Origin of the sequence: Pseudomonas gingeri (assembly GCF_013385635.1) — a bacterium.
GTDB lineage: Bacteria > Pseudomonadota > Gammaproteobacteria > Pseudomonadales > Pseudomonadaceae > Aquipseudomonas > Aquipseudomonas gingeri_A.
Genome location: NZ_JACAPR010000001.1, coordinates 45,806 through 69,520, shown reverse-complemented (window position 1 = coordinate 69,520; position 23,715 = coordinate 45,806). Strand labels below are relative to the sequence as shown.

The 23,715-nt window shown below is 63.4% G+C and carries 27 protein-coding genes; 12 read left to right on the top strand and 15 right to left on the bottom strand.

Annotation, left to right across the window (positions count from 1 at the left end):
• Positions 1 to 42 precede the first annotated feature (42 nt).
• Positions 43 to 507, top strand: a complete 465-nt coding sequence (locus tag HX851_RS00345) for a TIGR02444 family protein (protein ID WP_177058280.1) — start codon at positions 43 to 45, stop codon at positions 505 to 507.
• On the opposite strand, the gene HX851_RS00340 is transcribed toward HX851_RS00345, so the two are convergent.
• The gene (locus HX851_RS00340) at positions 504 to 1,715 is read right to left on the bottom strand and encodes an AlgP family protein (protein ID WP_177064526.1); all 1,212 of its coding nucleotides are present in this window, start codon (positions 1,713 to 1,715) and stop codon (positions 504 to 506) included. The genes HX851_RS00345 and HX851_RS00340 overlap by 4 nt on opposite strands.
• A gap of 332 nt (positions 1,716 to 2,047) precedes the next feature.
• On the opposite strand from HX851_RS00340, the gene HX851_RS00335 reads away from it, so the two are divergent.
• Positions 2,048 to 2,713, top strand: coding sequence for an FKBP-type peptidyl-prolyl cis-trans isomerase (locus HX851_RS00335; protein ID WP_177064525.1), 666 nt, complete (start codon positions 2,048 to 2,050; stop codon positions 2,711 to 2,713).
• Positions 2,714 to 2,777: 64 nt separating this feature from the next.
• Here HX851_RS00335 and rsd read toward each other — a convergent pair whose 3' ends face one another.
• The 8 genes from rsd to HX851_RS00295 all read right to left on the bottom strand — a co-directional run bounded on the left by rsd (position 2,778) and on the right by HX851_RS00295 (position 10,220).
• Positions 2,778 to 3,239, bottom strand: coding sequence for a sigma D regulator (gene rsd / locus HX851_RS00330; RefSeq protein WP_177058283.1), 462 nt, complete (start codon positions 3,237 to 3,239; stop codon positions 2,778 to 2,780).
• A 192-nt stretch (positions 3,240 to 3,431) separates the two neighbouring features.
• Positions 3,432 to 3,944: a disulfide bond formation protein B gene (locus tag HX851_RS00325; RefSeq protein ID WP_177064524.1), complete on the bottom strand. Its 513-nt coding sequence runs from the start codon at positions 3,942 to 3,944 to the stop codon at positions 3,432 to 3,434.
• Positions 3,945 to 4,170: 226 nt separating this feature from the next.
• Positions 4,171 to 5,409 carry a heme biosynthesis protein HemY gene (locus tag HX851_RS00320; protein WP_177058285.1) on the bottom strand — a complete coding sequence of 413 codons (1,239 nt, stop codon included), beginning with the start codon at positions 5,407 to 5,409 and terminating at the stop codon, positions 4,171 to 4,173.
• Positions 5,406 to 6,533, bottom strand: coding sequence for a uroporphyrinogen-III C-methyltransferase (locus HX851_RS00315; RefSeq protein ID WP_177058286.1), 1,128 nt, complete (start codon positions 6,531 to 6,533; stop codon positions 5,406 to 5,408). Before HX851_RS00315 ends, HX851_RS00320 begins: the two co-directional genes overlap by 4 nt.
• A gap of 17 nt (positions 6,534 to 6,550) precedes the next feature.
• Entirely contained in the window at positions 6,551 to 7,318 is a 768-nt protein-coding gene (locus HX851_RS00310) for a uroporphyrinogen-III synthase (RefSeq protein WP_177064522.1), read from the bottom strand.
• Positions 7,315 to 8,256, bottom strand: coding sequence for a hydroxymethylbilane synthase (gene hemC, locus HX851_RS00305; protein WP_177058288.1), 942 nt, complete (start codon positions 8,254 to 8,256; stop codon positions 7,315 to 7,317). The genes HX851_RS00310 and hemC overlap by 4 nt, the downstream gene beginning before the upstream one ends.
• A gap of 138 nt (positions 8,257 to 8,394) precedes the next feature.
• Positions 8,395 to 9,141 carry a LytR/AlgR family response regulator transcription factor gene (locus HX851_RS00300; RefSeq protein WP_017125485.1) on the bottom strand — a complete coding sequence of 249 codons (747 nt, stop codon included), beginning with the start codon at positions 9,139 to 9,141 and terminating at the stop codon, positions 8,395 to 8,397.
• Positions 9,138 to 10,220 carry a sensor histidine kinase gene (locus HX851_RS00295; protein ID WP_177058289.1) on the bottom strand — a complete coding sequence of 361 codons (1,083 nt, stop codon included), beginning with the start codon at positions 10,218 to 10,220 and terminating at the stop codon, positions 9,138 to 9,140. The genes HX851_RS00300 and HX851_RS00295 overlap by 4 nt, the downstream gene beginning before the upstream one ends.
• Positions 10,221 to 10,402: 182 nt before the next feature.
• Here HX851_RS00295 and argH point away from each other — a divergent pair, with 182 nt between their 5' ends.
• On the top strand, positions 10,403 to 11,797 hold the full coding sequence (gene argH, locus HX851_RS00290) for an argininosuccinate lyase (protein WP_177058290.1): 1,395 nt from the start codon (positions 10,403 to 10,405) through the stop codon (positions 11,795 to 11,797).
• A 91-nt stretch (positions 11,798 to 11,888) separates the two neighbouring features.
• On the opposite strand, the gene HX851_RS00285 is transcribed toward argH, so the two are convergent.
• Positions 11,889 to 12,548, bottom strand: coding sequence for a glutathione S-transferase family protein (locus HX851_RS00285; RefSeq protein WP_177058291.1), 660 nt, complete (start codon positions 12,546 to 12,548; stop codon positions 11,889 to 11,891).
• A 125-nt stretch (positions 12,549 to 12,673) separates the two neighbouring features.
• Between HX851_RS00285 and HX851_RS00280 the strand changes: the two genes are divergently transcribed.
• The 3 genes from HX851_RS00280 to HX851_RS00270 all read left to right on the top strand — a co-directional run bounded on the left by HX851_RS00280 (position 12,674) and on the right by HX851_RS00270 (position 16,400).
• Positions 12,674 to 12,958 carry a hypothetical protein gene (locus HX851_RS00280; RefSeq protein WP_177058292.1) on the top strand — a complete coding sequence of 95 codons (285 nt, stop codon included), beginning with the start codon at positions 12,674 to 12,676 and terminating at the stop codon, positions 12,956 to 12,958.
• 166 nt (positions 12,959 to 13,124) lie between these two features.
• Positions 13,125 to 13,370 carry a TIGR02647 family protein gene (locus HX851_RS00275; RefSeq protein WP_177058293.1) on the top strand — a complete coding sequence of 82 codons (246 nt, stop codon included), beginning with the start codon at positions 13,125 to 13,127 and terminating at the stop codon, positions 13,368 to 13,370.
• A gap of 183 nt (positions 13,371 to 13,553) precedes the next feature.
• A complete protein-coding gene (locus HX851_RS00270) occupies positions 13,554 to 16,400 on the top strand; it encodes a class I adenylate cyclase (protein ID WP_177064520.1) in 2,847 nt (948 codons plus the stop codon).
• 22 nt (positions 16,401 to 16,422) lie between these two features.
• Here the strand turns inward: HX851_RS00270 and rnk are convergent, their stop codons facing one another.
• The 3 genes from rnk to cyaY form a co-directional block, all read right to left on the bottom strand.
• Positions 16,423 to 16,836 (bottom strand): nucleoside diphosphate kinase regulator, encoded by a 414-nt coding sequence (rnk, locus tag HX851_RS00265; protein WP_017125492.1) that lies wholly within the window; start codon positions 16,834 to 16,836, stop codon positions 16,423 to 16,425.
• A 316-nt stretch (positions 16,837 to 17,152) separates the two neighbouring features.
• Complete coding sequence (locus HX851_RS00260) at positions 17,153 to 17,377, bottom strand: DUF1289 domain-containing protein (protein ID WP_438362366.1); 225 nt, start codon at positions 17,375 to 17,377, stop codon at positions 17,153 to 17,155.
• Positions 17,377 to 17,733, bottom strand: a complete 357-nt coding sequence (gene cyaY / locus HX851_RS00255; protein ID WP_177064516.1) for an iron donor protein CyaY — start codon at positions 17,731 to 17,733, stop codon at positions 17,377 to 17,379. The genes HX851_RS00260 and cyaY overlap by 1 nt, the downstream gene beginning before the upstream one ends.
• A gap of 216 nt (positions 17,734 to 17,949) precedes the next feature.
• On the opposite strand from cyaY, the gene lptM reads away from it, so the two are divergent.
• From lptM to HX851_RS00225, 6 genes are read left to right on the top strand one after another with little or no spacing between them, the layout of a single operon-like run.
• A complete protein-coding gene (gene lptM / locus HX851_RS00250; RefSeq protein WP_177058297.1) occupies positions 17,950 to 18,111 on the top strand; it encodes an LPS translocon maturation chaperone LptM in 162 nt (53 codons plus the stop codon).
• Between the two features lie 9 nt (positions 18,112 to 18,120).
• Positions 18,121 to 19,368, top strand: a complete 1,248-nt coding sequence (lysA, locus tag HX851_RS00245; RefSeq protein ID WP_177064514.1) for a diaminopimelate decarboxylase — start codon at positions 18,121 to 18,123, stop codon at positions 19,366 to 19,368.
• 4 nt (positions 19,369 to 19,372) lie between these two features.
• Positions 19,373 to 20,203, top strand: a complete 831-nt coding sequence (gene dapF, locus HX851_RS00240; protein WP_177058299.1) for a diaminopimelate epimerase — start codon at positions 19,373 to 19,375, stop codon at positions 20,201 to 20,203.
• A gap of 13 nt (positions 20,204 to 20,216) precedes the next feature.
• The gene (locus tag HX851_RS00235) at positions 20,217 to 20,942 is read left to right on the top strand and encodes a DUF484 family protein (protein ID WP_177058300.1); all 726 of its coding nucleotides are present in this window, start codon (positions 20,217 to 20,219) and stop codon (positions 20,940 to 20,942) included.
• A gap of 2 nt (positions 20,943 to 20,944) precedes the next feature.
• Positions 20,945 to 21,841, top strand: a complete 897-nt coding sequence (gene xerC / locus HX851_RS00230) for a tyrosine recombinase XerC (protein WP_177058301.1) — start codon at positions 20,945 to 20,947, stop codon at positions 21,839 to 21,841.
• Positions 21,841 to 22,548, top strand: a complete 708-nt coding sequence (locus HX851_RS00225; protein WP_177058302.1) for an HAD family hydrolase — start codon at positions 21,841 to 21,843, stop codon at positions 22,546 to 22,548. Before xerC ends, HX851_RS00225 begins: the two co-directional genes overlap by 1 nt.
• A gap of 167 nt (positions 22,549 to 22,715) precedes the next feature.
• Here HX851_RS00225 and sutA read toward each other — a convergent pair whose 3' ends face one another.
• Positions 22,716 to 23,045 carry a dormancy-specific transcriptional regulator SutA gene (gene sutA / locus HX851_RS00220; RefSeq protein ID WP_177058303.1) on the bottom strand — a complete coding sequence of 110 codons (330 nt, stop codon included), beginning with the start codon at positions 23,043 to 23,045 and terminating at the stop codon, positions 22,716 to 22,718.
• A gap of 102 nt (positions 23,046 to 23,147) precedes the next feature.
• Positions 23,148 to 23,573: a secondary thiamine-phosphate synthase enzyme YjbQ gene (locus tag HX851_RS00215; protein WP_177058304.1), complete on the bottom strand. Its 426-nt coding sequence runs from the start codon at positions 23,571 to 23,573 to the stop codon at positions 23,148 to 23,150.
• Positions 23,574 to 23,715 lie beyond the last annotated feature (142 nt).

Below are 23,715 nucleotides of genomic sequence, written 5' to 3'. Positions count from 1 at the left end.
CGGAGTCTACCAGCTTCCCTCGCAACTGGCGCGGATCGAACCATGCATGCTGACTTGTGGACGTTTTCTCTTGAGACTTATACCCGGCCCGGCGTGGAAGAGGCTTGCCTGGCGCTGCAAGCGCAGGGGGCCAATGTCTGCCTGCTGCTCTGCGCGGCCTGGCTGGGGGTGCGTGGCGTCAGTTGCGAGCCTGAGCGATTGGCGCAGTTGTGCCGGGTCGCACACCCTTGGCAGGTGGAGGTGGTTCAGCCGCTCAGGCAATTACGCGGACAATGGCGGGCCATGGCGCTGCAGGACAGCGAGTTGAAGGTGCTGAGGGATCAGGTCAAGGCACTTGAACTGGAAGCAGAGCGCCAGTTGCTGTTGCGCCTGGAAAGGTTGAGCCGGGACTGGCCGCAGGGAATTGCCGACGACCTCGCGGCGTGGCTGGACGGCAGTACCGCACAAACGGCCCACCTGAACCGCGACGCGCTGCAGCAGCTGCGCGTCGCGGTGAGCCAGGCTTAGGAAGCGCTGGTTGGGGTGCTGCTGGCGACCGGAGTCGGCGCTGGAGCAGTAGCGGCAGGAGCCGGTGCAGCGACTGTAGTCGGTGCCGGTGCTGCTGGAGCATGTGCCGGAGTTGCAGGCTTGGCAGCAGCGGGCTTGGCTACGGCTGGTTTGGCAGCAGCCGGTTTGGCTACAGCGGGCTTTGCCGCCGGCTTGGCAGCGGCGGTTTTAGCAACGGCTGGTTTTGCGGCTGGCTTGGCCGCAGCAGGTTTGGCAGCGGCTGGTTTCGCCGCAGGCTTGGCAGCAGCGGTTTTGGCAGCAACTGGTTTCGCGGCTGGCTTGGCCGCAGCAGGTTTGGCAGCGGCTGGTTTCGCCGCAGGCTTGGCAGCAGCGGTTTTAGCAGCAGCTGGTTTCGCGGCTGGCTTGGCCGCAGCAGGTTTGGCAGCGGCTGGTTTCGCCGCTGGCTTGGCCGCAGCGGTTTTGGCAGCAACTGGTTTCGCGGCTGGCTTGGCCGCAGCAGGTTTGGCGGCGGCTGGTTTCGCCGCAGGCTTGGCGGCAGCGATTTTGGCAGCGGCCGGTTTCGCGGCTGGCTTGGCGGCAACAGGTTTGGCAGCAACTGGTTTCGCAGCTGGTTTGGCAGCAGCGGTTTTAGCGGCGGCCGGTTTCGCGGCTGGCTTGACGGCAGCAGTTTTAGCAGCGACTGGCTTTGCAGCAGGCTTGACGGCAGCAGTTTTAGCAGCGACTGGCTTTGCAGCAGGCTTGGCGGCAGCGGCTTTGGCAGCGGCAGGTTTGGCAGCAGCAACCTTGGCCGGTGCGGCAGGTTTGGCGGCGCGGGTGGACAGAGCCTTGGTCACCGCTTCTTTCACACGACCAACACCTTGTGCCAGTTTCAGGCTTTCTTGCGCATCGCGCTTGAGTTGCAGGATGTAGGTACGGGTTTCGGATTGGCTGGTTTTCAGCTTGTCGAGCAGGTCTTCCAGTTCACCGACTGCGGCCTTGGCCTTGGCTTGTGCCTTGGCTTTTCCGGCAGTAGCGGCTTCCTGCAATTTGGTGCGGGACTTGTGCAGTTTTTCCTGTGCTTTACCGCGTTGCTTTTCCAGTTTGGCGAGCAGTTTTTCAGCATCAGCCAAGGCTTGGGAACAAGCGTTTTCCAAATGCTCGAGCAGGCTGCCCGACAACTGTTGGAGTAAGTGCAACGGAGTATTTACAGGCTTCTTGGTGGCCGACATGGTTTACCTCCTGGCTGACGTGAGTGCGGCTCATACTAGCCCTCTGTGACTACCGCCGCTAGGGCATGTTGACAGTATCGAATGCCTGGCGTTGCATGCTGCAAAAAATGTTCTTCGGGATCCTCGGACGAGCCAGACAATCGCCGATAAAATTCCTTCCGCACAGGCGATATTTCGTCATGTTTTTTCGGACCGCACGCCCACTCTTTTTCGCGCTCCATCACCGGCGTCGAGCACACCGCAATCGACAATTTTTCATGACGCCGCGGGTTCTCCAACAACCGTCGTGCAGCACTGGCATAATCCTTCGCATCTCAGGTCGGAGAGTCCCCATGTCGCGTTATCTACTGCTGTCGTTGTGTCTTGTCTTGCCACTGGCCCATGGCGCGCCAGAAGAAAAAACCGACGATGCCCATGACCTCGCCTACAGCCTCGGCGCCAGCCTCGGCGAACGCTTGCGCCAGGAAGTTCCGGACCTGCAGCTCAAGGCACTGGTAGAAGGTTTGCAGCAGGCTTACCAGGGCAAGCCACTGGCCCTGAAGGACGAGCGCATCGAGCAGGTCCTCGCCGCTCACGAAGCCCAGACCGCCGGTGAGTCGGCGAAACCGCAAAGCGAAACCGCCCTCGAAGCCGAGAAAAAATTCCTCGCCGAAGAGAAAGCCAAACCGGGTGTTCGCGAGCTGGCCGACGGCATCCTGGTGACTGAACTGACGCAGGGCACCGGGGCAAAGGTGGCAACCAATGGCCGGGTGCAAGTGCGTTATGTCGGGCACTTGCCCAATGGCACGGTGTTCGACCAGAACAGCCAACCGCAATGGTTTCGCCTGGACAGTGTGATCGATGGCTGGCGTAGCGCGTTGCCGCAGATGCCGGTCGGGGCGAAGTGGCGTCTGGTGCTGCCTTCGGCACAAGCCTATGGCGCGGATGGCGCGGGTGACCTGATCGCCCCGTATACGCCTCTGGTGTTCGATATCGAGTTGCTGGGCGTCGCCAGCTGAGCCTGCCGCACAAACGAAAAACGGCGCGCCATGCGCACCGTTTTCAGTGGAGAATCGCTACACCTCAGGCCTGGGCGACCGCCTCTTCATCCTTGTGCGCGGTGTGCAACACTTCGATCAGGCAGTCCTCAAGTTCGAAGCGTTCGTGCAACAGGCCACCGAGTTCCTTGAACTTCTCCGCCACGCATTTGCCGGCGTCGCACAGGTCGTTGAAGGCCAGCAGTTTCTCGGTGATCACGTCGATGCGTGGGTAGATCGTCTCGGCCAGTTCCAGCCCGCGCTTGTCGCCGAACGCCTTGGCCTCGCCGGTCAGCTGTTCGTAGATTTCGAAGTGACCGGCCGACACGTAGTCCACCAGGACTCCGCAGAACTCCTGCAACCGCTGGCGATTGTCCGCCAGGGCTCCGGGCTCGGCACCGAGAGCATCATAGGCCCGTACGAGTTCGTGACGCGCCTGCAACCAGCGGTCGATCAGCAGATGCACTCCACCCCAGCGTTCCTGAGCATTCTGACAACTTTCGAGCATGGTGATCTCTTCCCTTCTGGGTCATGCCGCCCGACACCTCGTACAAGCCGAGGATCCTGACTTGGCCAAACAGAACAACCTAATTGCGATAACACGTGCGGGCCAGATTATGCCCGCACGACACCCGCTTCAAGGTACGCAGGAGATAAAGTTCATACAAGTGTTTAATCCGAAGGGCGACTACCGGTTGCTTCAGGCGCGGCGCTCAGCACCGGTGGCCGGGCCAACTATCTGATAGATCGCCAGAATACTCATGCCGACAAAGGCCAACAGGCTCCACTCGGGCAGACTCAGGTCGAACAGGGTCCAGTGGATCTGCGCGCACTCGGCGGTGGCCCGGAACATCAGGACCAGCGCCTTGAAAGGGGAAACCTGCTGCATCAGACAGTGCAGTCCGGGTTGGCAGATCATCAATTCCTCGATCGGCACCCGCTGCAACAGCACCTGCCGGGCCGCGGTCGCCGCCCCCGCCAGGGCGAACAGCAGCCCCAGCGCACCATAGGCCCAGCGGCCGATGCGCGCGGGGCCATGCAGCGCCCCCACCAGGCTGACCAGGCAGAAACCGCCGAGAAACAGGCGTTGCATCACGCACAGCGAGCACGGCTCCAGCCCGACTCCATACTCCAGGTACAACGATGCCCCCATGACCAGGGCCGCTGCCAGAAAAGCCAGGGAGAACAGAGAACGTGAGCGGGCCAAGAACATGGCTTTTCCGTAACAGGAGAGACAGGCAGTTACGGTAGAGGAAAGGCCTTGGCCCTTTCAAGGCGGGCCGCAGCAGATAATTCCTCAAGCCTGTAGGGAATTACCGACAGACATCCTATGAAACCATTAAGTAGAGGGTAGGATTTCGGTATCAGTGCATTACAGGGAAATAGGCTGGGAGCCTGAGACGGGTCGCCCATCGTGGACCACCCGCCTGCGACTTCGTCTAGGCGCTGACCGGCACCGGCAGAGGTAGTGCGAGCAAACGCTCATCCAGCAGGCCAAGGCCTTCCTGGAACAGCTGGTTGCTACGCTCGGTATCTCCCAACTGGGCCAGGAGCCGGGCCAGTTCGGCACAGGCTTCCGGATTGCGTTGCACCCGCAGGCTGCCTTCCAGGTAATCGCGGGCCTTGCCCCACAGGCTGTTCTGCAGACACAGGCGTCCCAGGGTCAGCAACAGGCTGGCATCGGCCGGGTGGTCCTTGAGCCAGCCCTCGGCGGTCTGCAACTGGCGAGCCGGATCGCGCCCGCGCAGCAGTCCATACAGACGAGCCAGATGGCTGTCGTACTGACGCTTGAGCGCCGTGCGCAAGACTTCCTCGGCCTGCACCTCGGCCCCCAGCTGGCGCAGTTGCTCGGCATAGGCCAGCACCAGTTGCGGCTCCTGGCGCTGGGCCGCGGACAGTTGCTGCCAGGCCCGCTCAAGCGATTGCAGGCCGGCTTCACCGTTCTCTTCACGGCGCGCCGCCAGGCCGAGGTTTTCACCCCAGGCACGCCGCTCCAGCTCGATCAGTTCGGCTTGCGGCAGCGCCTTGTCCTTGCGCAGTTCAGGTAGCAGCCGGACCACCGCCGACCAGTCGCCACGCTGCTGATGCAGGCGCTGCAACTGGCGCAGCACCTGGACACTGTGGGGATGCAACTCGTGCATGGCCTGCAGCGTACCCAAAGCACCCTCGGTGTCGCCACGGTCCACTTGCAACTGCGCGTGACTCAGCGCAATCGCCAGTTCGGCCTGCGGCTGGCGCATCAGTGCGCGCTCCAGCAGGCTGTCGCACTCTTCATATTTGCCCTGTTCGTTGGCCGCGCGCGCCGCACCGAGGTAATACAGCAGCGGCTGACGTTCTGCCTCGGCAGCCCGGTGCAGGTGCTTCTGGGCACTGGCCCAGCGGCCTTCGGCAAGGTCCATCTGGCCTTGCTCGATGGCCAGCTGGATGCGCCGGCTGCGGTTGCGCCGGGACCAGGGATTGGCCGCCGAACTCGACGCCGTGACCAGCCCGACAAGGAATCTGACCAGCCGATAGACCAGCCACAACACCAGCAGCACGGCCAGGAATGCCCACAGGCTGGATTCGTAACGGAAGCTGTCATAGGCGATCAGGACGTAGCCGGCATGCCTGGAAATCGCGAAGCCCAACAGACCTGCCGCGACGATGACCAGCAGTGCAATCGCGATAAACCGTTTCATGGGCTGGTCTCCTGCGCCGGATTGGCGCTACCGCTGACCGGCGTATCGGCTTCCACGTGCCGACGTTCGAGATAGGCCTGGACGGCACCGAGGGTCGCGGCGAGATCCGGGGTCAACACCGTCACCGGCTTTTTGCTCAGCTCGCTGAGCTGCTCGACCATGACCTTGCTCTGCGGGTTGTCGGGATTGAAGCTGCCGGTCAAGACGTCACGGGCTTCCGTCAATGCCTGGGTGTACACCCCGGCCTGGCCGTTCAAGGCCGCCCACTGCGCCTGCTCCAGCGCCAGGCTCAACGCCAGGCGGACCTGGGCCAGGCTCTGCCCGGCCAGCAGTGGCCGAATGTTCTTGTTGGCGTTGAAGTCGATACGGATATAGCGCGAGATCTCGTCCCACCACTGCGCCCAGCGACTGGCGCCGTCGCCATCGGAGGTCAGGCCCAGCAGGGAATCACCGCGGTCCTTGTATTCCGGTGCCAGCTCGTTGAGCTGTGCGACCTGGTCACGCAACGCGCCCAGTTGCAGGAACAGCCCGGTGCGATCCGGCTGCTCGGTACTGCGCAGCGCCGCCAGGCTCTTGGCCAACTGTTCGCGGGCGGCAAACGAGCCCGGGTCGTTCTGTTCCCGCAGGATATCGTCGGCACCCTGCACCAGCGCCAGGGCGCTGGTGATGTCCTGCAACGCCGACAGGCGCAGCGTGGCCAGGCGCAGCAAGTGCTCGGCCTCGGCCAGGCGCCAGTCCTTGCGGCTGGCCCCCAGTACGCTTTCCAGACGCTGGCTCAGGCGTTGCTGATCGCCCTGCAACTGCGCTACCAGACGCCGGCGGTCCTCCAGTTCGGCGGCACCCGGCAACTGATCCAGGCGCGTGGCCAACTGCTGCTCGCTGAGCTTGAGCGACTGCGCCTGGTTGCCCAGGTCCTGCAGTTGCCCGCCCTGCTGCTGGTGATTGGCCTGCAGGTTGCGCACCTGCCAGACACCCCAGCCGCCCGCGGCCACACCAGCGGCGCCCAGCAGCAACGCCAGGATCGCCAGACCATTGCCACGGCGCTCGACAGGCGCCACCGGCGGTTTGACCGGCGCCTCGGGCACCGGTTGAGCTTGTTCTTTTGGCAAGGCTGTTTCGCTCACGTATCCATCCTTTGCATTCAGAAAGCGGGTACGGGGGACTCCCGTAGCGCCGCCAGCAAAGCCGTGGCGTTGGCACCACGACAATCCACAACATGTTGTGCCCCGGCGGCACGGGCCATCTGCGCCACCCGGGGGCTTGGAACAAACAACGGCAGCCGGGCCACTTCCGGCCAATCCGCACGCGCCAACTGCTGCAGGTGTTCGAAACCCTGCCCACTGCTGACCACCAGCCCGTTCAGGCGTTCCGCGCGAATCCGCCGGACCAGGGTGCCCTCGGCATACGCCGGCAGGCAGCGACGATAGAGTTCCAGATAGTCGACACTAGCACCTTGGCCGCGTAAACGCTCAGCCAGGAGTTCGCGACCACCCTCTCCGCGCAGGATCAGCACACGGGGGTCGGGCTGCGCCAGAGCCTCCTGCAAGGCCGGCAGATCGAGCAAGGCCTCGCTGTCATCGCCGTCCGCCGGGTAGTCCACCCGCAGGCCATAGTCGTCCAGCAGTTGAGCCGTCGCGGCACCGACGGTGAACCAGGGCAGCAGCGGCGGCTGCGGCCAGTACTGATCCACCAGGTCCAGCCCCAGGCGCGCGGCCGGCTTGCTGACGACAATCGCCGCTGCATAGAAAGGCAGGTTGAGAATCTTCGTCAGCCCGGCGCCATCGACCGCCAGCGGCTCGATTTCCAGCAACGGCAAGGCACTGCTGAAGATCCCGGCCTCGGCCAGTACCGCCGCCAGCGCGGTCGACTCATCCGTCGGCCGCGTCAGCAGCAGACGCCAACCGGTCATTCCTCGCCGGCCTCGCCATAGACGGCCTTGAGAATGACATCCGCGCCCTGCTCCAGCAGGTCCTCGGCCACCCGCACGCCCAGTGCCCGGGCATCCGCTTGCGGCGCGCGCGCTTCGGCGCTCAGCAGCAGGCCGCCGCTGGGCTGGCCGACCAGGCCACGCAGCCAGACCTGCTCGCCTTCGAGCACGGCATAACAGGCGATCGGCACCTGGCAGCCACCGTTGAGGTGCTTGTTCAAGGCCCGCTCGGCGGTGACCCGTACGGCGGTGTCGGCGTGATGCAGGGGGGCGAGCAGGGTATGAATCTCGCTGTCGGCGCTACGGCACTCGATGCCGACCGCGCCCTGGCCACCGGCCGGCAGGCTGTCTTCGACGCTGATGGCCGAGGTGATACGGGCTTCGAAACCGAGGCGGATCAGCCCCGCCGCCGCCAGGATGATCGCGTCGTACTCGCCGGCGTCGAGCTTGGCCAGGCGCGTGTTGACGTTGCCACGCAGGAAGCGGATCTGCAGGTCGGGACGGCGGGTCAGCAACTGCGCCTGGCGACGCAGGCTCGACGTGCCGACCACCGCACCCGGCGGCAACGCATCGAGACTGGCATGGGTATTGGAAACGAAGGCATCGCGGGGATCTTCACGCTCGCAGATGCAGAACAGGCCGAGCCCCTCGGGGAAATCCATCGGCACGTCCTTCATCGAGTGCACGGCGATATCCGCCTCGTTCTCGAGCAGTGCGGTTTCCAGTTCCTTGACGAACAATCCCTTGCCGCCGATCTTCGACAGCGGCGAGTCCAGCAGCTTGTCGCCGCGACTGACCATCGGCACCAGGGTCACCTGCAACCCCGGGTGAGCCTGTTCCAGTCGGGCCTTGACGTATTCGGCCTGCCACAGGGCCAGTGCGCTCTTACGGGTAGCGATGCGGATTTCGCGAGAAGACATGGATCGATCCGTACTGAATAGATACGGCAGATAATAACAGTTCAGCCCGGCCAGCTTTGACTTGTATCAGAAAGTCCGCAGCCTCCCTGGCCTGGAACAGCGGACGGGCGAACCCCGGGGCCTGCGACAAGCCCCGGATTAAAGCTGCTGCATCATCTTGCGCACGCCGGCGACATGGCGCCGGCTGACGATCAACGCGTCGCCGTTGAGGCCCTTGAGGAACAACTGGAAGTGCCCCAGGGGCGTGCGTTGCAGGCGTTCGATGCGTTCGCGGGCCACCAGCGCATTGCGGTGGATGCGCACGAAGCGGTCGCCGAACTCGTCTTCCAGGGCCTTCAGCGGCTCGTCGAGCAGGACTTCGCCACCTTCGTGGCGCAAGGTCACGTACTTGTGGTCGGCGATAAAATAGATCACCTGGTCGAGGGGAATCAGCTCGATTCCCTTGCGGGTCCGCGCGCTGATATGGGTGCGCGGGCCGGCACCGGTTTCCGCAGCCGGCCGGGTCAGCGCGGCCAGCTGCACGCGGTTGGGCCGCTCGGCCTTCTTCAAGGCTTCGAGCAGGTGTTCGGAACGCACCGGCTTGACCAGGTAACCCACGGCGCTGACCTGGAACGCCTCCAGGGCAAACTCGTCATGGGCGGTGCAGAACACCACCGCCGGCGGCGTTTCGCGCTCGCACAGGCGCGCGGCCACCTGCAGGCCATCCAGGCCCGGCATGCGGATATCGAGCAAGACGACATCCGGCTTGAGGCTGTCGATCAGGGCCAATGCCTCTTCGCCATTGGTGGCGCTGGGCTCCAGGACACTGTAACCCTCGAGTTCGCCAACCAAACGGCTCAGGCGCTCGCGGGCCAGGGGTTCGTCATCAACGATCAGGACATTCATATTGCGCTGGATTCCTGCGTGAGTCTCGCACAAGGATAGCGTAGACAGGTGAAGTGACGTCCGTCACGGCGATCCACGCTAAGACTAGCGCGAGGCCCAAAAAGTGCCGTAAGTCGGGCACCAATGTTCACCAGCGCCAGTTGAGTACCGCTCGACACCTGCTGCCGCGCAGCATCGTCGTAGGGATTGCTGATACACAATATGAACTCTCCCTCTTTATAGTCGGCTTCGACTCTGACCACCCCGCCTTCGACCCGCGGTGCGATTCCATAGATCAGAGCGTTTTCCAGCAATGGTTGCAAGGTTAGTTGCGGGATCGGCAAATCATCCGGAATTGTCCCTACCCTCCAGTCCAACTGTAGACGGTTGCCAAGACGATAGTGTTCGATCGACAAATATCGTTGCGCTAATTCCAGTTCGTCGCGCCAGGACACCAGGTTCCCCGGCTTGGCGAGGCTGGCCCGGAACAGGTCGGACAGATCCAGCACCGCCTGCTCGGCCTGCTTCGGGTCGGTCGCCACCAGGCTGGCAATGCTGTTCAGGCTGTTGAACAGGAAGTGCGGCCTGATCCGCGCCTGCAACGCCTCGAGTCGCGCCTGCAACTCCGCCTGCTGCTGGCGCCGCCACTGACTCTGCAGATAAAAGTAGCGCAACATCAGCGCCGACATGATGAGGCTGATCAAGCCATGGCGCAGATAACGACCGAAACTGCCGGCATCGACCTGCCGCTCGACAAGGGAAAGGTATTCGGTGAGGGCGGTGCAGATCAGCGTCAGGCCGACCACCAGGGCACAGCACAAGGCGCCCGCCACCCCGGGACGCAGGCGAGCCAGCCAGGACCGCGCGCCACACAGCACCGCCGCCGACAGCAGCACGATCCACTGCACGTACAGCGAAGTCAGCGCCAGGCGCACCCAGTCGAAACCGGCGGGCATCGGCTCGGACAACACCAGCACCATCACCAGCAGCTCGGCCAATACCACCAGCACCAGCAGCGCTTCTGGCAGGCACAGCTCCGGCAGGAAGAATTCCGGTGTGGCGGGCGCATCACGCACCACCTTCGTTCGTGAGACTGGCATACGGGCGTATTCCCGAAACGATACGCCCAGTCTCCGCGCCTGCGCCGTCGCCGACAAGCCACCCGACCGATTCGGTCAAAATAAAAACCGCGCGACCAGTGTCAGCCCCAGCCGGGGCAACCCTGTTATGATCGGCAACGACTTTTCCGGCAACCCACCTTCAGTAGATCACGAGCGAATCCATGAGCACCGACAAGACCAATCAGTCCTGGGGCGGCCGCTTCAGTGAACCCGTCGACGCCTTCGTCGCACGCTTCACCGCCTCCGTCACGTTCGACCAACGCCTCTATCGTCACGACATCATGGGCTCCATCGCCCACGCCAGGATGCTGGCCAAGGTCGGCGTGCTGACCGATGCCGAGCGCGACAGCATCGTCGACGGACTGACCACCCTCCAGGGCGAAATCGAGGCCGGCAACTTTGACTGGCGCGTGGACCTGGAAGACGTGCACATGAACATCGAGGCGCGTCTGACCGACCGCATCGGCGTCACCGGCAAGAAGCTGCACACCGGGCGCAGCCGCAACGACCAGGTCGCCACCGATATCCGCCTGTGGCTGCGGGACGAAATCGACCTGATCCTGGCGGAAATCACCCGCCTGCAAAAAGGCCTGCTGGAACAGGCCGAGCGTGAAGCCGGCAGCATCATGCCCGGCTTCACCCACCTGCAGACCGCGCAGCCGGTGACCTTCGGCCACCACATGCTGGCCTGGTTCGAAATGCTCAGCCGCGACTACGAGCGCCTGGTCGACTGCCGCAAGCGTACCAACCGCATGCCCCTGGGCAGCGCGGCGCTGGCCGGCACCACCTACCCGATCGACCGCGAATACACCGCCCAGTTGCTGGGTTTCGACGCGGTCGGCGGCAACTCCCTGGACAACGTTTCGGATCGTGACTTCGCCATCGAGTTCTGCTCGGCGGCCAGCATCGCGATGATGCACCTGTCGCGCTTCTCCGAAGAGCTGGTGCTGTGGACCAGCGCGCAGTTCCAGTTCATCGACCTGCCGGACCGCTTCTGCACCGGCAGCTCGATCATGCCCCAGAAGAAAAACCCGGACGTGCCGGAACTGGTGCGCGGCAAGACCGGCCGTGTCTTCGGCGCGCTGATGGGCCTGCTGACCCTGATGAAAGGCCAGCCGCTGGCCTACAACAAGGACAACCAGGAAGACAAGGAGCCGCTGTTCGACGCCGCCGACACCCTGCGCGATTCGCTGCGGGCCTTCGCCGACATGATTCCGGCGATCAAGCCCAAGCACGCGATGATGCGCGAGGCGGCACTGCGCGGCTTCTCCACCGCGACCGACCTGGCGGACTACCTGGTACGCCGTGGCCTGCCGTTCCGTGATTGCCACGAGATCGTCGGCCATGCGGTGAAGTACGGCGTGGAAAGCGGCAAGGACCTGGCGGAAATGAGCCTGGAAGAACTGCGCAAGTTCAGCGACCAGATCGACCAGGATGTGTTTGCCGTCTTGACCCTGGAAGGCTCGGTCAATGCCCGCAATCATATCGGCGGTACCGCACCGGCACAGGTGAAGGCGGCGGTCGCCCGCGGCCAAGCATTGCTCGCCAGCCGCTAAAAGGCAAAAAAGCTTCGCGGGCAAGCCCGCTCCCACAGGGGATGTGAGAGCGGGCTTGCCCGCGAATAGGCACTGAAGACCGCTACAGAATCTACTTCTTGGCGGCAATCATCGCCAGGAACGCGGGCATCGCGGCCTCCTTGTCCGCCGCGATCCGCCGCGCATGCTCTGTCTGCTGCAGACGCTCCAGCAAGGCCTTAGCCTCCGGCATCCCGGCCAACAGATCAATCCCGAACAGCTTCTGGCCCACCGCACAGGCCAGGTCGACGCTGTAGAGAAAATACAGGTCCGCCACGCTCAACTCGTTGCCCGCCACATAAGGGGCGAACTTGCCATGGCGCTTGAGCGAGGCAAAGCCCAGCAACAGCTCGGTGCGGGTCTTTTCCTTGATCGCCTCCGGCACCGGCATGCCAAAGAACGCTTCGGCAAACGACGCCCGCGCCGGTAGCTCGATATACAGTTCGATCTCCTTGGCCAGCGCCAATACCTGAGAACGTCGGAACGGATCCCTGGGCAGCAAGACCTTGCCGCCCTGGGTGTCATCGAGGTATTCGAGAATCACGCTGGTTTCGTTGATATAGCCCTGCTCAACGCCCAGCACCGGGACTTTCCCACGCGGGCTGATCGCCAGGGCCTCCGGACTCTGTCCGGCGTAGAACGGCACCTCCTCGAAGGACAGGTCCTTCTCGAGCAATGCCAGCTTGACCATGTTGTAGTAGTTGCTGACGGGGAATCCATAAAGCTTGAGCATCACAAAGCCTCCAGGCCGTGCGCGGGGTTGGCGCAGGCAGTTATAGAACACCGTACGGCAACCGGCCAGCAGCATCAGCCCGCTGAATACGGGTAAACTGGCGACCTTTCCTTGAGGAGCCTGCCATGAGCGAGCCCACCGATATCGACAACGACGACGAAGAGTTCGCCGAGAGCACCCTGGTCCAGGCCATCGAAAACCAGATCGAAAGCGACAACCCGCCAGCCGCCAAGGCCACGTTCAACAAGCTGACGCTGGTCGGCTACGAGCGCGACGAAATCCTCAACCTCATGGCCCATGTACTGGCGGTGGAAATCGACGCGATGCTCGACGATGACCGCGCGTTCAATACCGATTGGTATGAAGCCGCCCTGCGCGCCTTGCCGGAGCTGCCGCCGGAAAAGCAGTGAGCGCTTTATCAAGGACTGTCTACACTGGAAAAACCCTGTAACAACTGATCCCACGCCTCCAGCACGCCATCCGGCCGCGCGCGCATCCAGCACTGGACAGCCCGCGCAAGTGGGATCACCTTAGGGGCGCTGTCGTCCAATAATTCCTAGAAAGTCTGGAGTCCTTATGTCGTATACCCCTGAGTTGGTTGCCGAACTGGAAATCCTTGCACTGTTCAACCTGGGGAGTTCCCAGGAGGGTCTGAAAATTCATCAGACCGCTGCCCCGACTGCCATCGCCGCCGCCAAACGCCTGTTCGATAAAGAGCTGATCACCCAGAGAGACGGCGGTTACCTGACCAGCCTGGGCCGTGACGCCGCCGAACATGCCCAAGGCCTGCTGACCATCCTGAGCGTCAAAGAAGCCGCCTGAATCCGCCCGCAGCCCACGCAATCGCCTTTTTTCATGGATTGCGCGGGCAAACCGCGGCCGCTCATCTGGCAATCTGACATCCTTCGACAAATTCAGCTTAAAGCGCGGCCCGCTTAGCCTGTAAACTGCCACCCTTCAGAGATTTCCTACTGTCGAGCGCCGCTGAGCCGGTTTGAGTTTGAAATGACGCGCACCCATGAAATTCGCCCAAACCTGGACGAGGGCATCGACCGCAAGGTGCTCAGCCAGTTGCGTTCGCGCTTTCTGAAGCTCAATCAGGGTCGGCTCGACCGTGCCATGGAGGGGCTGTCACCGCGACAACAGGTGGTACTGAACGTGCTGCCGCTGTTTTTCCATGTCAATCATCCACTGTTGCCCGGCTATGTCTCGGGCAGCACGCCGGCCGGCCTGTCGAGCTATGAGCCGGACGATTCGGCCCTGGCCGAAGCCCAGCGCCTGACCCGCTCCTTCTCCTACAAGGCTCGCCACGGCAACCCGCCACGACCGATCCACGGGCTGTTCCTGATGGGCAGCCTGGGCACCCTGGCCCAGGCCGACCAGAGCGACATGGACTTCTGGGTCTGCCACGCCAGCGACCTCAGCCAGGGCGAACTGGCGGAACTGCGCAAGAAATGCCAGTTGCTGGAAACCTGGGCGGCCAGCCAGGGCGCCGAGGCGCATTTCTTCCTGATCGACCCGGCGCGTTTCGTCCGTGGCGAACGGGACGCCCAGCTGAGTTCGGAAGACTGCGGCACCACCCAGCACTACCTGTTGCTGGACGAGTTCTATCGCACCGCCATCTGGCTCGCCGGGCGTACGCCGCTGTGGTGGCTGGTGCCGGTGTACGAAGAGGCGCGCTACGACCAATACACCCATACGCTGCTGTCCAAGCGCTTTATTCGCGCGGACGAAGGCCTGGACCTCGGCCATCTGGCGCAGATCCCGCCGGGCGAGTTCATCGGTGCCGGGCTCTGGCAGCTGTTCAAGGGGATCGAGTCGCCCTATAAGTCGGTGCTCAAGCTGCTGCTGACCGAGGTCTATGCCAGCGAGCACCCGCAGGTCGAGTGCCTGAGCCTGCGCTTCAAGCAGGCGGTGTTCGCCAACCAGCTGGACCTCGACGAGCTGGACCCCTATATCGTGGTCTACCGGCGGATCGAGGAATACCTCAAGGCCCGCAACGAACCGGAACGCCTGGAACTGGTACGGCGCAGCCTGTACCTGAAGGTCAACCGCAAGCTCACCGGCAACAACTCGCGAAACACCAGTTGGCAACGCCGGTTGCTCGAGCGCCTGGCCGGCGAATGGGGCTGGGATCGCCGGCAACTGGCACTGCTCGACAGCCGCAGCCAGTGGAAAGTCCGCCAGGTCAGCGCCGAACGTCGCGCGCTGGTCAACGAGCTCAACTACAGCTATCGCTTCCTGACCCAGTTCGCTCGTACCGAACAGGCGGTCAGCCTGATCAACAAGCGTGACCTCAATGTTCTCGGGCGCCGGTTGTACGCGGCGTTCGAGCGCAAGGCCGGCAAGATCGAGTTCATCAACCCCGGCATTGCCCCGGACCTGGCCGAAGACACCCTGACTCTGGTCCAGTCGCCCAACCGCAAGGAACCGGGACAGACCCACTGGGGCCTCTACAACGGCAGCCTGGGCGCCCAGGAGTGGGAACACTTCGCGCCGATCAAGCGCAGCCGCGAGCTGCTCGAACTGCTGACCTGGTGCCACCGCAACGGCGTGATCGACAGCAGCACCCGCCTGGCGCTGCACCCCGGCAGCAGCGACCTGACCGAGTTCGAGCTGTTCAACCTGCTCGGCAGCCTGCAGCAGGTGATCGCCCTGCCGCTGAGCACCGTCAGCGAAGAACAGCTGCTGCGCCCGAGCATCCCCGGCGAGGTGCTGTTGCTGGTCAATGTCGGCGTCGACCCGCTCAAGCACCACCGCGACCTGAATATCCTGATGACCACCGAGCGCACCGACTCCCTGAGTTACGCCGGTGTCCGGGAAAACCTGGTGCTGACCCTCGACCAGGTCACCCTCAACAGTTGGAACGAGGTGCTGATCAGCCGTTACGACGGCCCCCATGCCCTGCTCGACTGCCTGCGCGACTACCTCAACAACCTGCCCCTGGGGCGCGAGTTGCCAAGGCTGCGGGTGCGCTGCTTCTGCCACAACCGCGCGCAATTCATCGCCCAGCGCGTCGAGGAAGTGCTCAACACCGCCCAGGAACTGTTGATCGGCGACCTCAATCATCGCTACCTGGTGCAGGTCCAGCAGCACTACCACGTGCTGGAGCTGGTGCCCGGCCAGGTCCGCCATATCGCCCTGGACAACCTGTCGACGCTGCTCGACTACCTGAGCGCCGACCTGTCGAGCTACAGCCCACTGCACCTGGACCTGCGGGCCATGGAGGAACACGACCTGGCACTGGTGCTGCCGATGGGCCAGCCCGAGTGCATACAGGTGTTCTTCCGGATCAACGAGCACCAGGCCGAGTTGTATGTGCTGGATGAGTTCAATGCCCTGTGGCAACAGCGCGTGCCGTTCCATGACGAGCAAAGCCTGCTGGTGCCGTTGCAACGCTTCCTGCAGTCGATCCTGTACCGTCGCGAAGCCTTGATGCCGATGGACTCGACATTGCCCGCGACCGTGCTGGAAACCCTGTATTACCAGCTATTGCCCTCCGCACCGGGCCGGGCACGACGGGTCGAGGCCCGGCCGGCACCGCAGACACCGGTCAACAAGCCGTTCTACGACGTCCAGGCGATCGTCGGCAAAGCCGGGCCGAACGAAGTCCAGGTCACCCTGTACTGCAATCAGCGGGAGTTTTCCGAACTGGAATACGGCGACCAGCTGTTTATCGCGGTTGCCCAGGAAATTATCGGCCAGCGCCGCGAGGTCGAGCGCTATCGCTGCTACATCACCGACCTGGACCTCAGCGGCCTGGTCGGCGAAGGCACGGGCTCGACCAACCTGTACCTGCGCTACAAGGCCGACCTGGAAAGCTCGCTGAATATCGCCCTGGAACAGGCCTGAGAGGGTTCAGGGGGGTGAGGGCTCAGAGGTGAAAGTCACCGGCCGCTTCCGGCTGGTATTCGACTTCCAGCAGGGTCAGCTTCAGGGTCTTGCCGCCCGGAGCCGGCCAGTCGATGTGCTGTCCGACCTGCAAGCCGAGCAAGGCGCTGCCGACCGGCGCGAGAATCGAGATCTTGCCTTCGTCGGCATTGGCATCCTGGGGGTAGACCAGGGTCAGGTGATAGTCCTTGCCACTGCCTTCTTCGCGACAATGGACCCGGGAGTTCATGGTCACGACACCGGCGGGCACTTCTTCGTGCCCCACGACGCTTTCAGCGCGATCCAGTTCGGCCTGCAACGCGACGACGCCCGGCAGCGAATCGTCCAGGCTGTCGATCAGGCGCTCGAGACGCTGCACATCGAGGCGGGTGAGGATGATGGAAGGTGCGGTGCTCATGATCCAGGCAGACTCCTTTTTTCTGCACGATAAAAGCAAAACCCCGCCACGAAAGGCGGGGTTTTCACGTGCCTCGTCAACCCGAGGCGTGGCTTGACACTATCACAGCAGCGCAAATACACAAGCCGCAGAAGCGGGTCGGCCCTGATGATGGACATAAACCGGGCAATGCGGCTCCGATCGTTCCCATGCTAGAGCGTGGGAACGATCAATGCCCCTGTGGGAGCTGGCTTGCCAGCGATGAGGCCCTTGAAGCTGGCATCGGCCGACCGGACGCCATCGCCGGCAAGCCGGCTCCTACAAGGGACCGTAAGGCTCAGGCACACGCCTGGCGCTGCCGCGCCTGCTCGCAGATCACCCGACGGCGCTGGTCGTCGGCCGAGCGCCACTCGCGAATGTCCTCGACATGCCGAAAACAGCCGATACACACTTTTTGCTCATCGAGCCGGCACAGGCTCACGCAAGGCGAAGGCACAGCCTGGCTGATGTTGCTGTACAGCGGTTTGGCGGGTCTTGCCGGTGTGGCTTGCTGCGTCACGATCAGATCTCGTCGAAGTCCAGATCGGCACCGGACTGTTCCAGGGTAAAGCGCGCGAGGATCTCGTTGAGCTTCTCTTCGCTCTTCACGCAGAACCAATAACTGCCATCTTCATCTTCACTGCTGCTTTCCTTGTACTCGAAGTGATAAGCGCCAGAGGGCTTGGACGTCGCCAGCCAGAGCTGAAGCAGAGGCTCCTGGCGACTGAAAATCAGCTGGCTGCCACCTTCGAACTTCACGGTGAGCATACCGCTGGAGTTTTCCTGGTCCAGATCCAGGCCACTCTCGTCGAATACTTCTTCCAGGTTTTCCAGCGTGCTATCGACCAGATCGTGAAAACGGGCTTCAGTCAAACTCATTGCGCAAACCTCGAAAAATACTGGTCACTCCAGGCGCCTGAAGATACGGGCGCTCGCGGATGATTGCAAAGCATAACCACCCTGGAGCGACAGTGGCATCAATAATCCACCGGGTCCCGATCGACCCGCCGGAGTCCGGCTGGCGGCCCGCATAGGCAAGCCGCCGGGTGGCCGGTATACTCGGGCGCAATTAATGCTTTTACAAAGGATTTCGCCATGAAGCGCCTGATCTCTTCCCTTGCTGCGCTCCTCGCGATCGCTTGCCTGGTCTCTGCCTGTGGGCAAAAAGGTCCGCTGTATCTTCCCGATGACAGCCAGAACCCGGACGACCAGGCCAAGTCCTCGCAGTCCAAAGCGCACAAGCACGACACCTACTAAGGGATCACCATGGACGCTTTTAACTACCGCGACGGTGAACTGTTCGCGGAAGGTGTAGCTTTGTCCGCCATCGCCGAGCGCTTTGGCACACCGACTTATGTCTACTCCCGCGCCCATATCGAGGCGCAGTACCACGCTTATGCCGATGCCCTGCAGGGTGCGCCGCACCTGGTCTGCTATGCGGTCAAGGCCAACTCCAACCTCGGCGTGCTGAATGTCCTGGCGCGCCTGGGTGCCGGTTTCGACATCGTTTCCCGTGGCGAACTGGAGCGTGTCCTGGCCGCCGGCGGCACGGCGGACAAGATCGTCTTCTCCGGCGTCGGCAAGAGCCGTGACGACATGCGTCGCGCCCTGGAAGTCGGCGTGCACTGCTTCAACGTCGAGTCCACCGACGAGCTGGAGCGCCTGCAAGTGGTGGCGGCCGAGATGGGCGTACGCGCGCCGATCTCGCTGCGGGTCAACCCGGACGTGGATGCCGGCACACACCCGTACATCTCCACCGGCCTGAAGGAAAACAAGTTCGGCATCGCCATCGCCGACGCGGAAGAGGTGTATGTCCGCGCCGCACAGCTGCCGAACCTGGAAGTCCTGGGCGTCGATTGCCATATCGGCTCGCAACTGACCAGCCTGCCGCCGTTCCTCGATGCCCTCGACCGCCTGCTGGCGCTGATCGACCGCCTCGGCGAATGCGGTATCTACCTGCACCACATCGACCTCGGTGGCGGCGTCGGCGTGCGTTATCGCGATGAAGAGCCGCCGCTGGTGGCCGACTACATCAAGGCCGTGCGCGAGCGCACCGCCGGTCGCGACCTGACCCTGATGTTCGAACCGGGCCGCTTTATCGTTGCCAACGCCGGCGTGCTGCTGACCCGGGTCGAGTACCTCAAGCACACCGAATACAAGGACTTCGCCATCGTCGACGCGGCGATGAACGACCTGATCCGCCCGGCGCTGTACCAGGCCTGGATGAACGTCACCGCCGTGCGCCCGCGTGACAGCGCGCCACGGGCCTACGACATCGTCGGACCGATCTGCGAAACCGGCGACTTCCTGGCCAAGGATCGCCAGCTCGCGCTGGAGGAAGGCGACCTGCTGGCCGTCCATTCGGCCGGCGCCTATGGTTTTGTCATGAGTTCCAACTACAACACGCGCGGCCGTGCCGCCGAAGTGCTGGTGGATGGCGAGCAGATGATCGAAATCCGCCGTCGCGAGACATTGGCCGAGTTGTACGCCGGCGAAAGCCTGTTGCCGGAGTAAGACCATGCTGCTGCGTTTTACCAAGATGCACGGCCTGGGCAACGACTTCATGGTCCTCGACCTGGTCAGCCAGCACGCGCACATCCTGCCCAAGCACGCCAAGCAATGGGGTGACCGGCACACCGGCATCGGCTTCGACCAGTTGCTGATCGTCGAAGCGCCGAGCAATCCCGAGGTGGATTTCCGTTATCGGATCTTCAACTCCGACGGCTCGGAAGTGGAGCAATGCGGCAACGGTGCCCGCTGCTTCGCGCGCTTCGTGCTGGACAAGCGCCTGACCGCCAAGCGGCAGATCCGCGTCGAGACCAAGAGCGGCGTCATCGAACTGGACGTCCGTCAGGACGGCCAGATCAGCGTGAACATGGGCGCCCCGCGCCGGGTGCCGGCGGATATTCCGTTCCAGGCCCCGACCCAGGCCCTGAGCTATCAGGTCGACGTCGACGGCCAGAGCGTCGACCTGGCCGCCGTGTCCATGGGCAACCCCCATGCGGTGCTGCGCGTCACGGACATCAACAGCGCCCCGGTGCACGAGCTGGGACCGAAGATCGAACATCATCCGCGCTTCCCGGCGCGGGTCAATGTCGGCTTCCTGCAGGTGATCGATCGCCAGCGCGCGCAACTGCGCGTCTGGGAGCGTGGCGCCGGGGAAACCCAGGCCTGCGGCACCGGCGCTTGCGCGGCGGCGGTCGCGGCCATCAGCCAGGGCTGGATGGATTCGCCGGTGACCATCGACCTGCCCGGCGGACGCCTGTCCATCGAATGGGCCGGCGACGGCGAGCCGGTGATGATGACCGGGCCGGCCGTACGGGTGTATGAAGGACAAGTGCGTCTATAAGCGAGCGAACGTCATGACCGATCAGCCTCAGGCTCCAGCCGAACAGCCCAACGAACTGCCTGCGCAAAGCCTGGAGGCGGCGACCGTCGCCGCCTACCTGGAGGCCCACCCGGACTTCTTCGTCGAGCACGAAGAGCTGCTGCCGGCGCTGCGCATTCCACACCAGCGGGGTGACACGGTATCGCTGGTCGAACGGCAGATGAAGATCCTGCGCGAACGTAATATCGAGATGCGCCACCGGCTTTCACAGCTGATGGACGTCGCCCGGGACAACGACCGGCTGTTCGACAAGACCCGCCGGCTGATCCTTGCACTGATGGACGCGGCCAGCCTGGAAGACCTGGTGATGGCCGTCGAGGACAGCCTGCGCCAGGATTTCCAGGTGCCCTTCGTCAGCCTGATCCTGTTCAGCGACAACGCCATGCCGGTGGGCCGCTGGGTCAGCGGCACCGACGCCCAGCAGGCGATCGGCGGACTGCTCTCGGAAGGCAAGAGCATCAGCGGCAGCCTGCGCGAGCACGAACTGGACTTCCTGTTCGGTGAAGAGCAACGCAAGCAGATCGGCTCCACCGCCGTGGTCGCCATCAGCCATCTGGGTCTGCACGGCGTGCTCGCCGTCGCCAGCCGCGACCCGCAGCACTACAAGAGCTCGGTCGGCACGCTGTTCCTCAGCTACATAGCCGAAGTCCTGGGCCGTGTCGTCCCGCGCTTCACCCACTCCCTGCGCTCGGTGCGCTAGTCATGGAACGGCAACTGGACGCCTACTGCGAGCACCTGCGCAGTGAGCGCCAGGTGTCGCCCCATACCCTCGAAGCCTACCGCCGCGACCTGAACAAAGTCCTGGCCTTCTGCGCAAAGGAACAGATCACCAGCTGGGCGGCCCTGGATATCCAGCGGCTGCGGCGACTGGTGGCGCGCCTGCACCAGCAGGGACAATCCTCGCGCAGCCTGGCACGGCTGCTGTCGGCGGTCCGCGGGCTGTACCAGTACCTGAACCGCGAAGGCCTGTGCAGCCACGATCCGGCCACCGGCCTGGCGCCGCCCAAGGGCGAACGCCGGCTGCCCAAGACCCTCGACACCGACCGCGCCCTGCAACTGCTCGACGGCGCCGTCGAGGATGACTTCCTCGCCCACCGCGACCAGGCCATTCTCGAACTGTTCTATTCCTCGGGCCTGCGCCTGTCGGAGCTGACCGGGCTCAACCTCGATCAGTTGGACCTGGCCGACGGCCTGGTGCAGGTCCACGGCAAGGGCAGCAAGACCCGCGTCCTGCCGGTCGGCCGCAAGGCCCGCGAAGCCCTGCTGACCTGGCTGCCATTGCGCGTCCTGAGCAATCCGGCGGACGATGCGGTATTCGTCAGCCAGCAAGGCCGGCGCCTCGGGCCGCGGGCCATCCAGCTACGGGTCAAGGCTGCCGGCGAGCGTGAACTGGGACAGAACCTGCACCCGCACATGCTCCGGCACTCCTTTGCCAGCCACCTGCTGGAGTCCTCCCAGGACCTGCGCGCGGTGCAGGAGCTGCTCGGCCACTCGGACATCAAGACCACGCAGATCTACACCCACCTGGACTTCCAGCATCTGGCAACCGTCTATGACAGCGCCCACCCCCGGGCCAAGCGCAGCAAGGATAGTGAGTAATGACGATTCAGCTGATCACCTTCGACCTCGACGACACCTTGTGGGATACCGCGCCGGTGATCCACAGCGCCGAGAACGTGTTGCGCGAATGGCTGGCCGGGCACGCTCCGGACCTGGGCGGCGTACCGATCGAACACCTGTGGGCGATCCGCGAACGGGTGCTGCTCAAGGACCCGACGCTCAAGCATCGCATCAGCGCCTTGCGCCGCCGGGTGCTGTTCCATGCGCTGGAGGAAGCCGGCTACGCCCACGGGCAGGCCGAGACACTGGCAGCGGAAGCGTTCGAAGTATTCATTCACGCCCGGCACCAGATCGAGGTGTTTCCCGAGGTCGAGCCGACCCTGGAGACCCTCGGCCGCTCCTTTGCCCTGGGCGTGGTCACCAATGGCAATGCCGACGTGCGCCGCCTGGGCCTTGCCGACTACTTCCGCTTTGCCCTGTGCGCCGAAGACATCGGCATCGCCAAGCCCGACTCACGGTTGTTTCACGAAGCACTGGTACGTGGCGGGAACATTCCGGCCGAGGCGGCGGTGCACATCGGCGACCATCCGGGCGACGATATCGCCGGGGCGCAACAAGCGGGCCTGCGGGCGATCTGGTACAACCCGACGGGCAAGGCCTGGGAAGCGGACAAGCAACCGGATGCCGAGGTCCGCAGCCTGACCGAACTGCCGGCACTGCTGGCCGGCTGGAACACCAGGGCCTGATCGCATGATCGTTCCCACGCTCCCGCGTGGGAATGCCTCACTGGACGCTCTGCGTCCGCTGTGTGACGCGGAGCGTCACGGGCTGCCTGCCCACCGATCGTCGAATGCCGGGCATGAAAAAGCCCGCAGCGACGGCGGGCTTTTTCGACAAGCGAGGAAGCTGACACTCAGATAGGTCGGCTACCGTACTTGTTATCCGGCTTCTTGGGTGGATCAGCCACCACATTGGCCTCGACTTCCTGCACCTTGCCACCGCGCGCGAGGAACTCTTCCATCGCGCGAGCCAGAGCATCACGCTCCTTGTTCTTGGCTTCCACGCTGGGCAGCTCATCCACCGACACGGCGGCCTTGGCCTTACCCTTGGCAGTCGGTGCGGGGGCATCGCCACCGTCGTCATCGGCAACGTCTACGTCTTCAGCCGCCGCTTCCAGACCTTCTTCGGTTTCGTCTTCGTCGCCTACTTCGAGGTCATCGTTTTCCAGATCATCGTCGCTCATGTTCTACCTCATGACTTGCGAAAAGCAGATTAGTTATAGCCCAGCTGCGCCGACTGTCGAAGGCCGCCGGAAAAAAATCAACATCCGCTGAACCCCAGCGGCTTATGCCCCATCACCCTGGAGGGTGGCGAGGACTTTACGAGCACCGCCATGATCACGGTGCTCGCCCAGATAGACACCTTGCCAGCTACCCAGAGCCAACCGTCCCGCCGTTATCGGCAAAGTCAGCTGACAGCCTAGCAAACTGGCCTTGAAGTGCGCCGGCAGGTCATCCGCGCCTTCGTCGTTATGTTCATACTCGAGCCCGCCTTGCGGCGCCAGTCGGTTGAAAAAACGTTCGAAGTCACGGCGAACCGCCGGATCGGCATTCTCGTTGATGGTCAACGAGGCCGAGGTATGCTGTAGCCACAAATGCAACAGACCGACTCGACATGCCTTCAGTTCAGGCAAGCCATCGAGCAACTCCTGGGTCACCAAATGAAAACCCCGGGGCCTGGCCCGCAAGGTAATCAGTGTCTGTTGCCACATACAGTTCTCCGCCCATCGGCGCGCATTCTAGCGCGCTCAGGAAAAAAGCAAAGCGCCTAATACGCCAGCCATGCTGTAAGCCATCGTCCCGCGAGGGATAGTCCCGTCGTTTTGGCTGCAATGCTTCTGGATAAATCCTTTC

What these genes read in the sequence shown, in the direction of transcription:
- HX851_RS00320 (WP_177058285.1), bottom strand. Translation starts at nt 5,409, where the DNA reads ATGAAACGGTTTATCGCGATTGCACTGCTGGTCATCGTCGCGGCAGGT.
- argH (WP_177058290.1), top strand. Translation starts at nt 10,403, where the DNA reads ATGAGCACCGACAAGACCAATCAGTCCTGGGGCGGCCGCTTCAGTGAA.
- xerC (WP_177058301.1), top strand. Translation starts at nt 20,945, where the DNA reads ATGGAACGGCAACTGGACGCCTACTGCGAGCACCTGCGCAGTGAGCGC.
- HX851_RS00340 (WP_177064526.1), bottom strand. Translation starts at nt 1,715, where the DNA reads ATGTCGGCCACCAAGAAGCCTGTAAATACTCCGTTGCACTTACTCCAA.
- HX851_RS00345 (WP_177058280.1), top strand. Translation starts at nt 43, where the DNA reads ATGCATGCTGACTTGTGGACGTTTTCTCTTGAGACTTATACCCGGCCC.
- HX851_RS00275 (WP_177058293.1), top strand. Translation starts at nt 13,125, where the DNA reads ATGTCGTATACCCCTGAGTTGGTTGCCGAACTGGAAATCCTTGCACTG.
- HX851_RS00325 (WP_177064524.1), bottom strand. Translation starts at nt 3,944, where the DNA reads ATGTTCTTGGCCCGCTCACGTTCTCTGTTCTCCCTGGCTTTTCTGGCA.
- HX851_RS00295 (WP_177058289.1), bottom strand. Translation starts at nt 10,220, where the DNA reads ATGCCAGTCTCACGAACGAAGGTGGTGCGTGATGCGCCCGCCACACCG.
- lysA (WP_177064514.1), top strand. Translation starts at nt 18,121, where the DNA reads ATGGACGCTTTTAACTACCGCGACGGTGAACTGTTCGCGGAAGGTGTA.
- HX851_RS00225 (WP_177058302.1), top strand. Translation starts at nt 21,841, where the DNA reads ATGACGATTCAGCTGATCACCTTCGACCTCGACGACACCTTGTGGGAT.
- dapF (WP_177058299.1), top strand. Translation starts at nt 19,373, where the DNA reads ATGCTGCTGCGTTTTACCAAGATGCACGGCCTGGGCAACGACTTCATG.
- HX851_RS00310 (WP_177064522.1), bottom strand. Translation starts at nt 7,318, where the DNA reads ATGACCGGTTGGCGTCTGCTGCTGACGCGGCCGACGGATGAGTCGACC.
- HX851_RS00215 (WP_177058304.1), bottom strand. Translation starts at nt 23,573, where the DNA reads ATGTGGCAACAGACACTGATTACCTTGCGGGCCAGGCCCCGGGGTTTT.
- HX851_RS00270 (WP_177064520.1), top strand. Translation starts at nt 13,554, where the DNA reads ATGACGCGCACCCATGAAATTCGCCCAAACCTGGACGAGGGCATCGAC.
- hemC (WP_177058288.1), bottom strand. Translation starts at nt 8,256, where the DNA reads ATGTCTTCTCGCGAAATCCGCATCGCTACCCGTAAGAGCGCACTGGCC.
- rsd (WP_177058283.1), bottom strand. Translation starts at nt 3,239, where the DNA reads ATGCTCGAAAGTTGTCAGAATGCTCAGGAACGCTGGGGTGGAGTGCAT.
- lptM (WP_177058297.1), top strand. Translation starts at nt 17,950, where the DNA reads ATGAAGCGCCTGATCTCTTCCCTTGCTGCGCTCCTCGCGATCGCTTGC.
- HX851_RS00280 (WP_177058292.1), top strand. Translation starts at nt 12,674, where the DNA reads ATGAGCGAGCCCACCGATATCGACAACGACGACGAAGAGTTCGCCGAG.
- rnk (WP_017125492.1), bottom strand. Translation starts at nt 16,836, where the DNA reads ATGAGCACCGCACCTTCCATCATCCTCACCCGCCTCGATGTGCAGCGT.
- cyaY (WP_177064516.1), bottom strand. Translation starts at nt 17,733, where the DNA reads ATGAGTTTGACTGAAGCCCGTTTTCACGATCTGGTCGATAGCACGCTG.
- sutA (WP_177058303.1), bottom strand. Translation starts at nt 23,045, where the DNA reads ATGAGCGACGATGATCTGGAAAACGATGACCTCGAAGTAGGCGACGAA.
- HX851_RS00300 (WP_017125485.1), bottom strand. Translation starts at nt 9,141, where the DNA reads ATGAATGTCCTGATCGTTGATGACGAACCCCTGGCCCGCGAGCGCCTG.
- HX851_RS00235 (WP_177058300.1), top strand. Translation starts at nt 20,217, where the DNA reads ATGACCGATCAGCCTCAGGCTCCAGCCGAACAGCCCAACGAACTGCCT.
- HX851_RS00335 (WP_177064525.1), top strand. Translation starts at nt 2,048, where the DNA reads ATGTCGCGTTATCTACTGCTGTCGTTGTGTCTTGTCTTGCCACTGGCC.
- HX851_RS00285 (WP_177058291.1), bottom strand. Translation starts at nt 12,548, where the DNA reads ATGCTCAAGCTTTATGGATTCCCCGTCAGCAACTACTACAACATGGTC.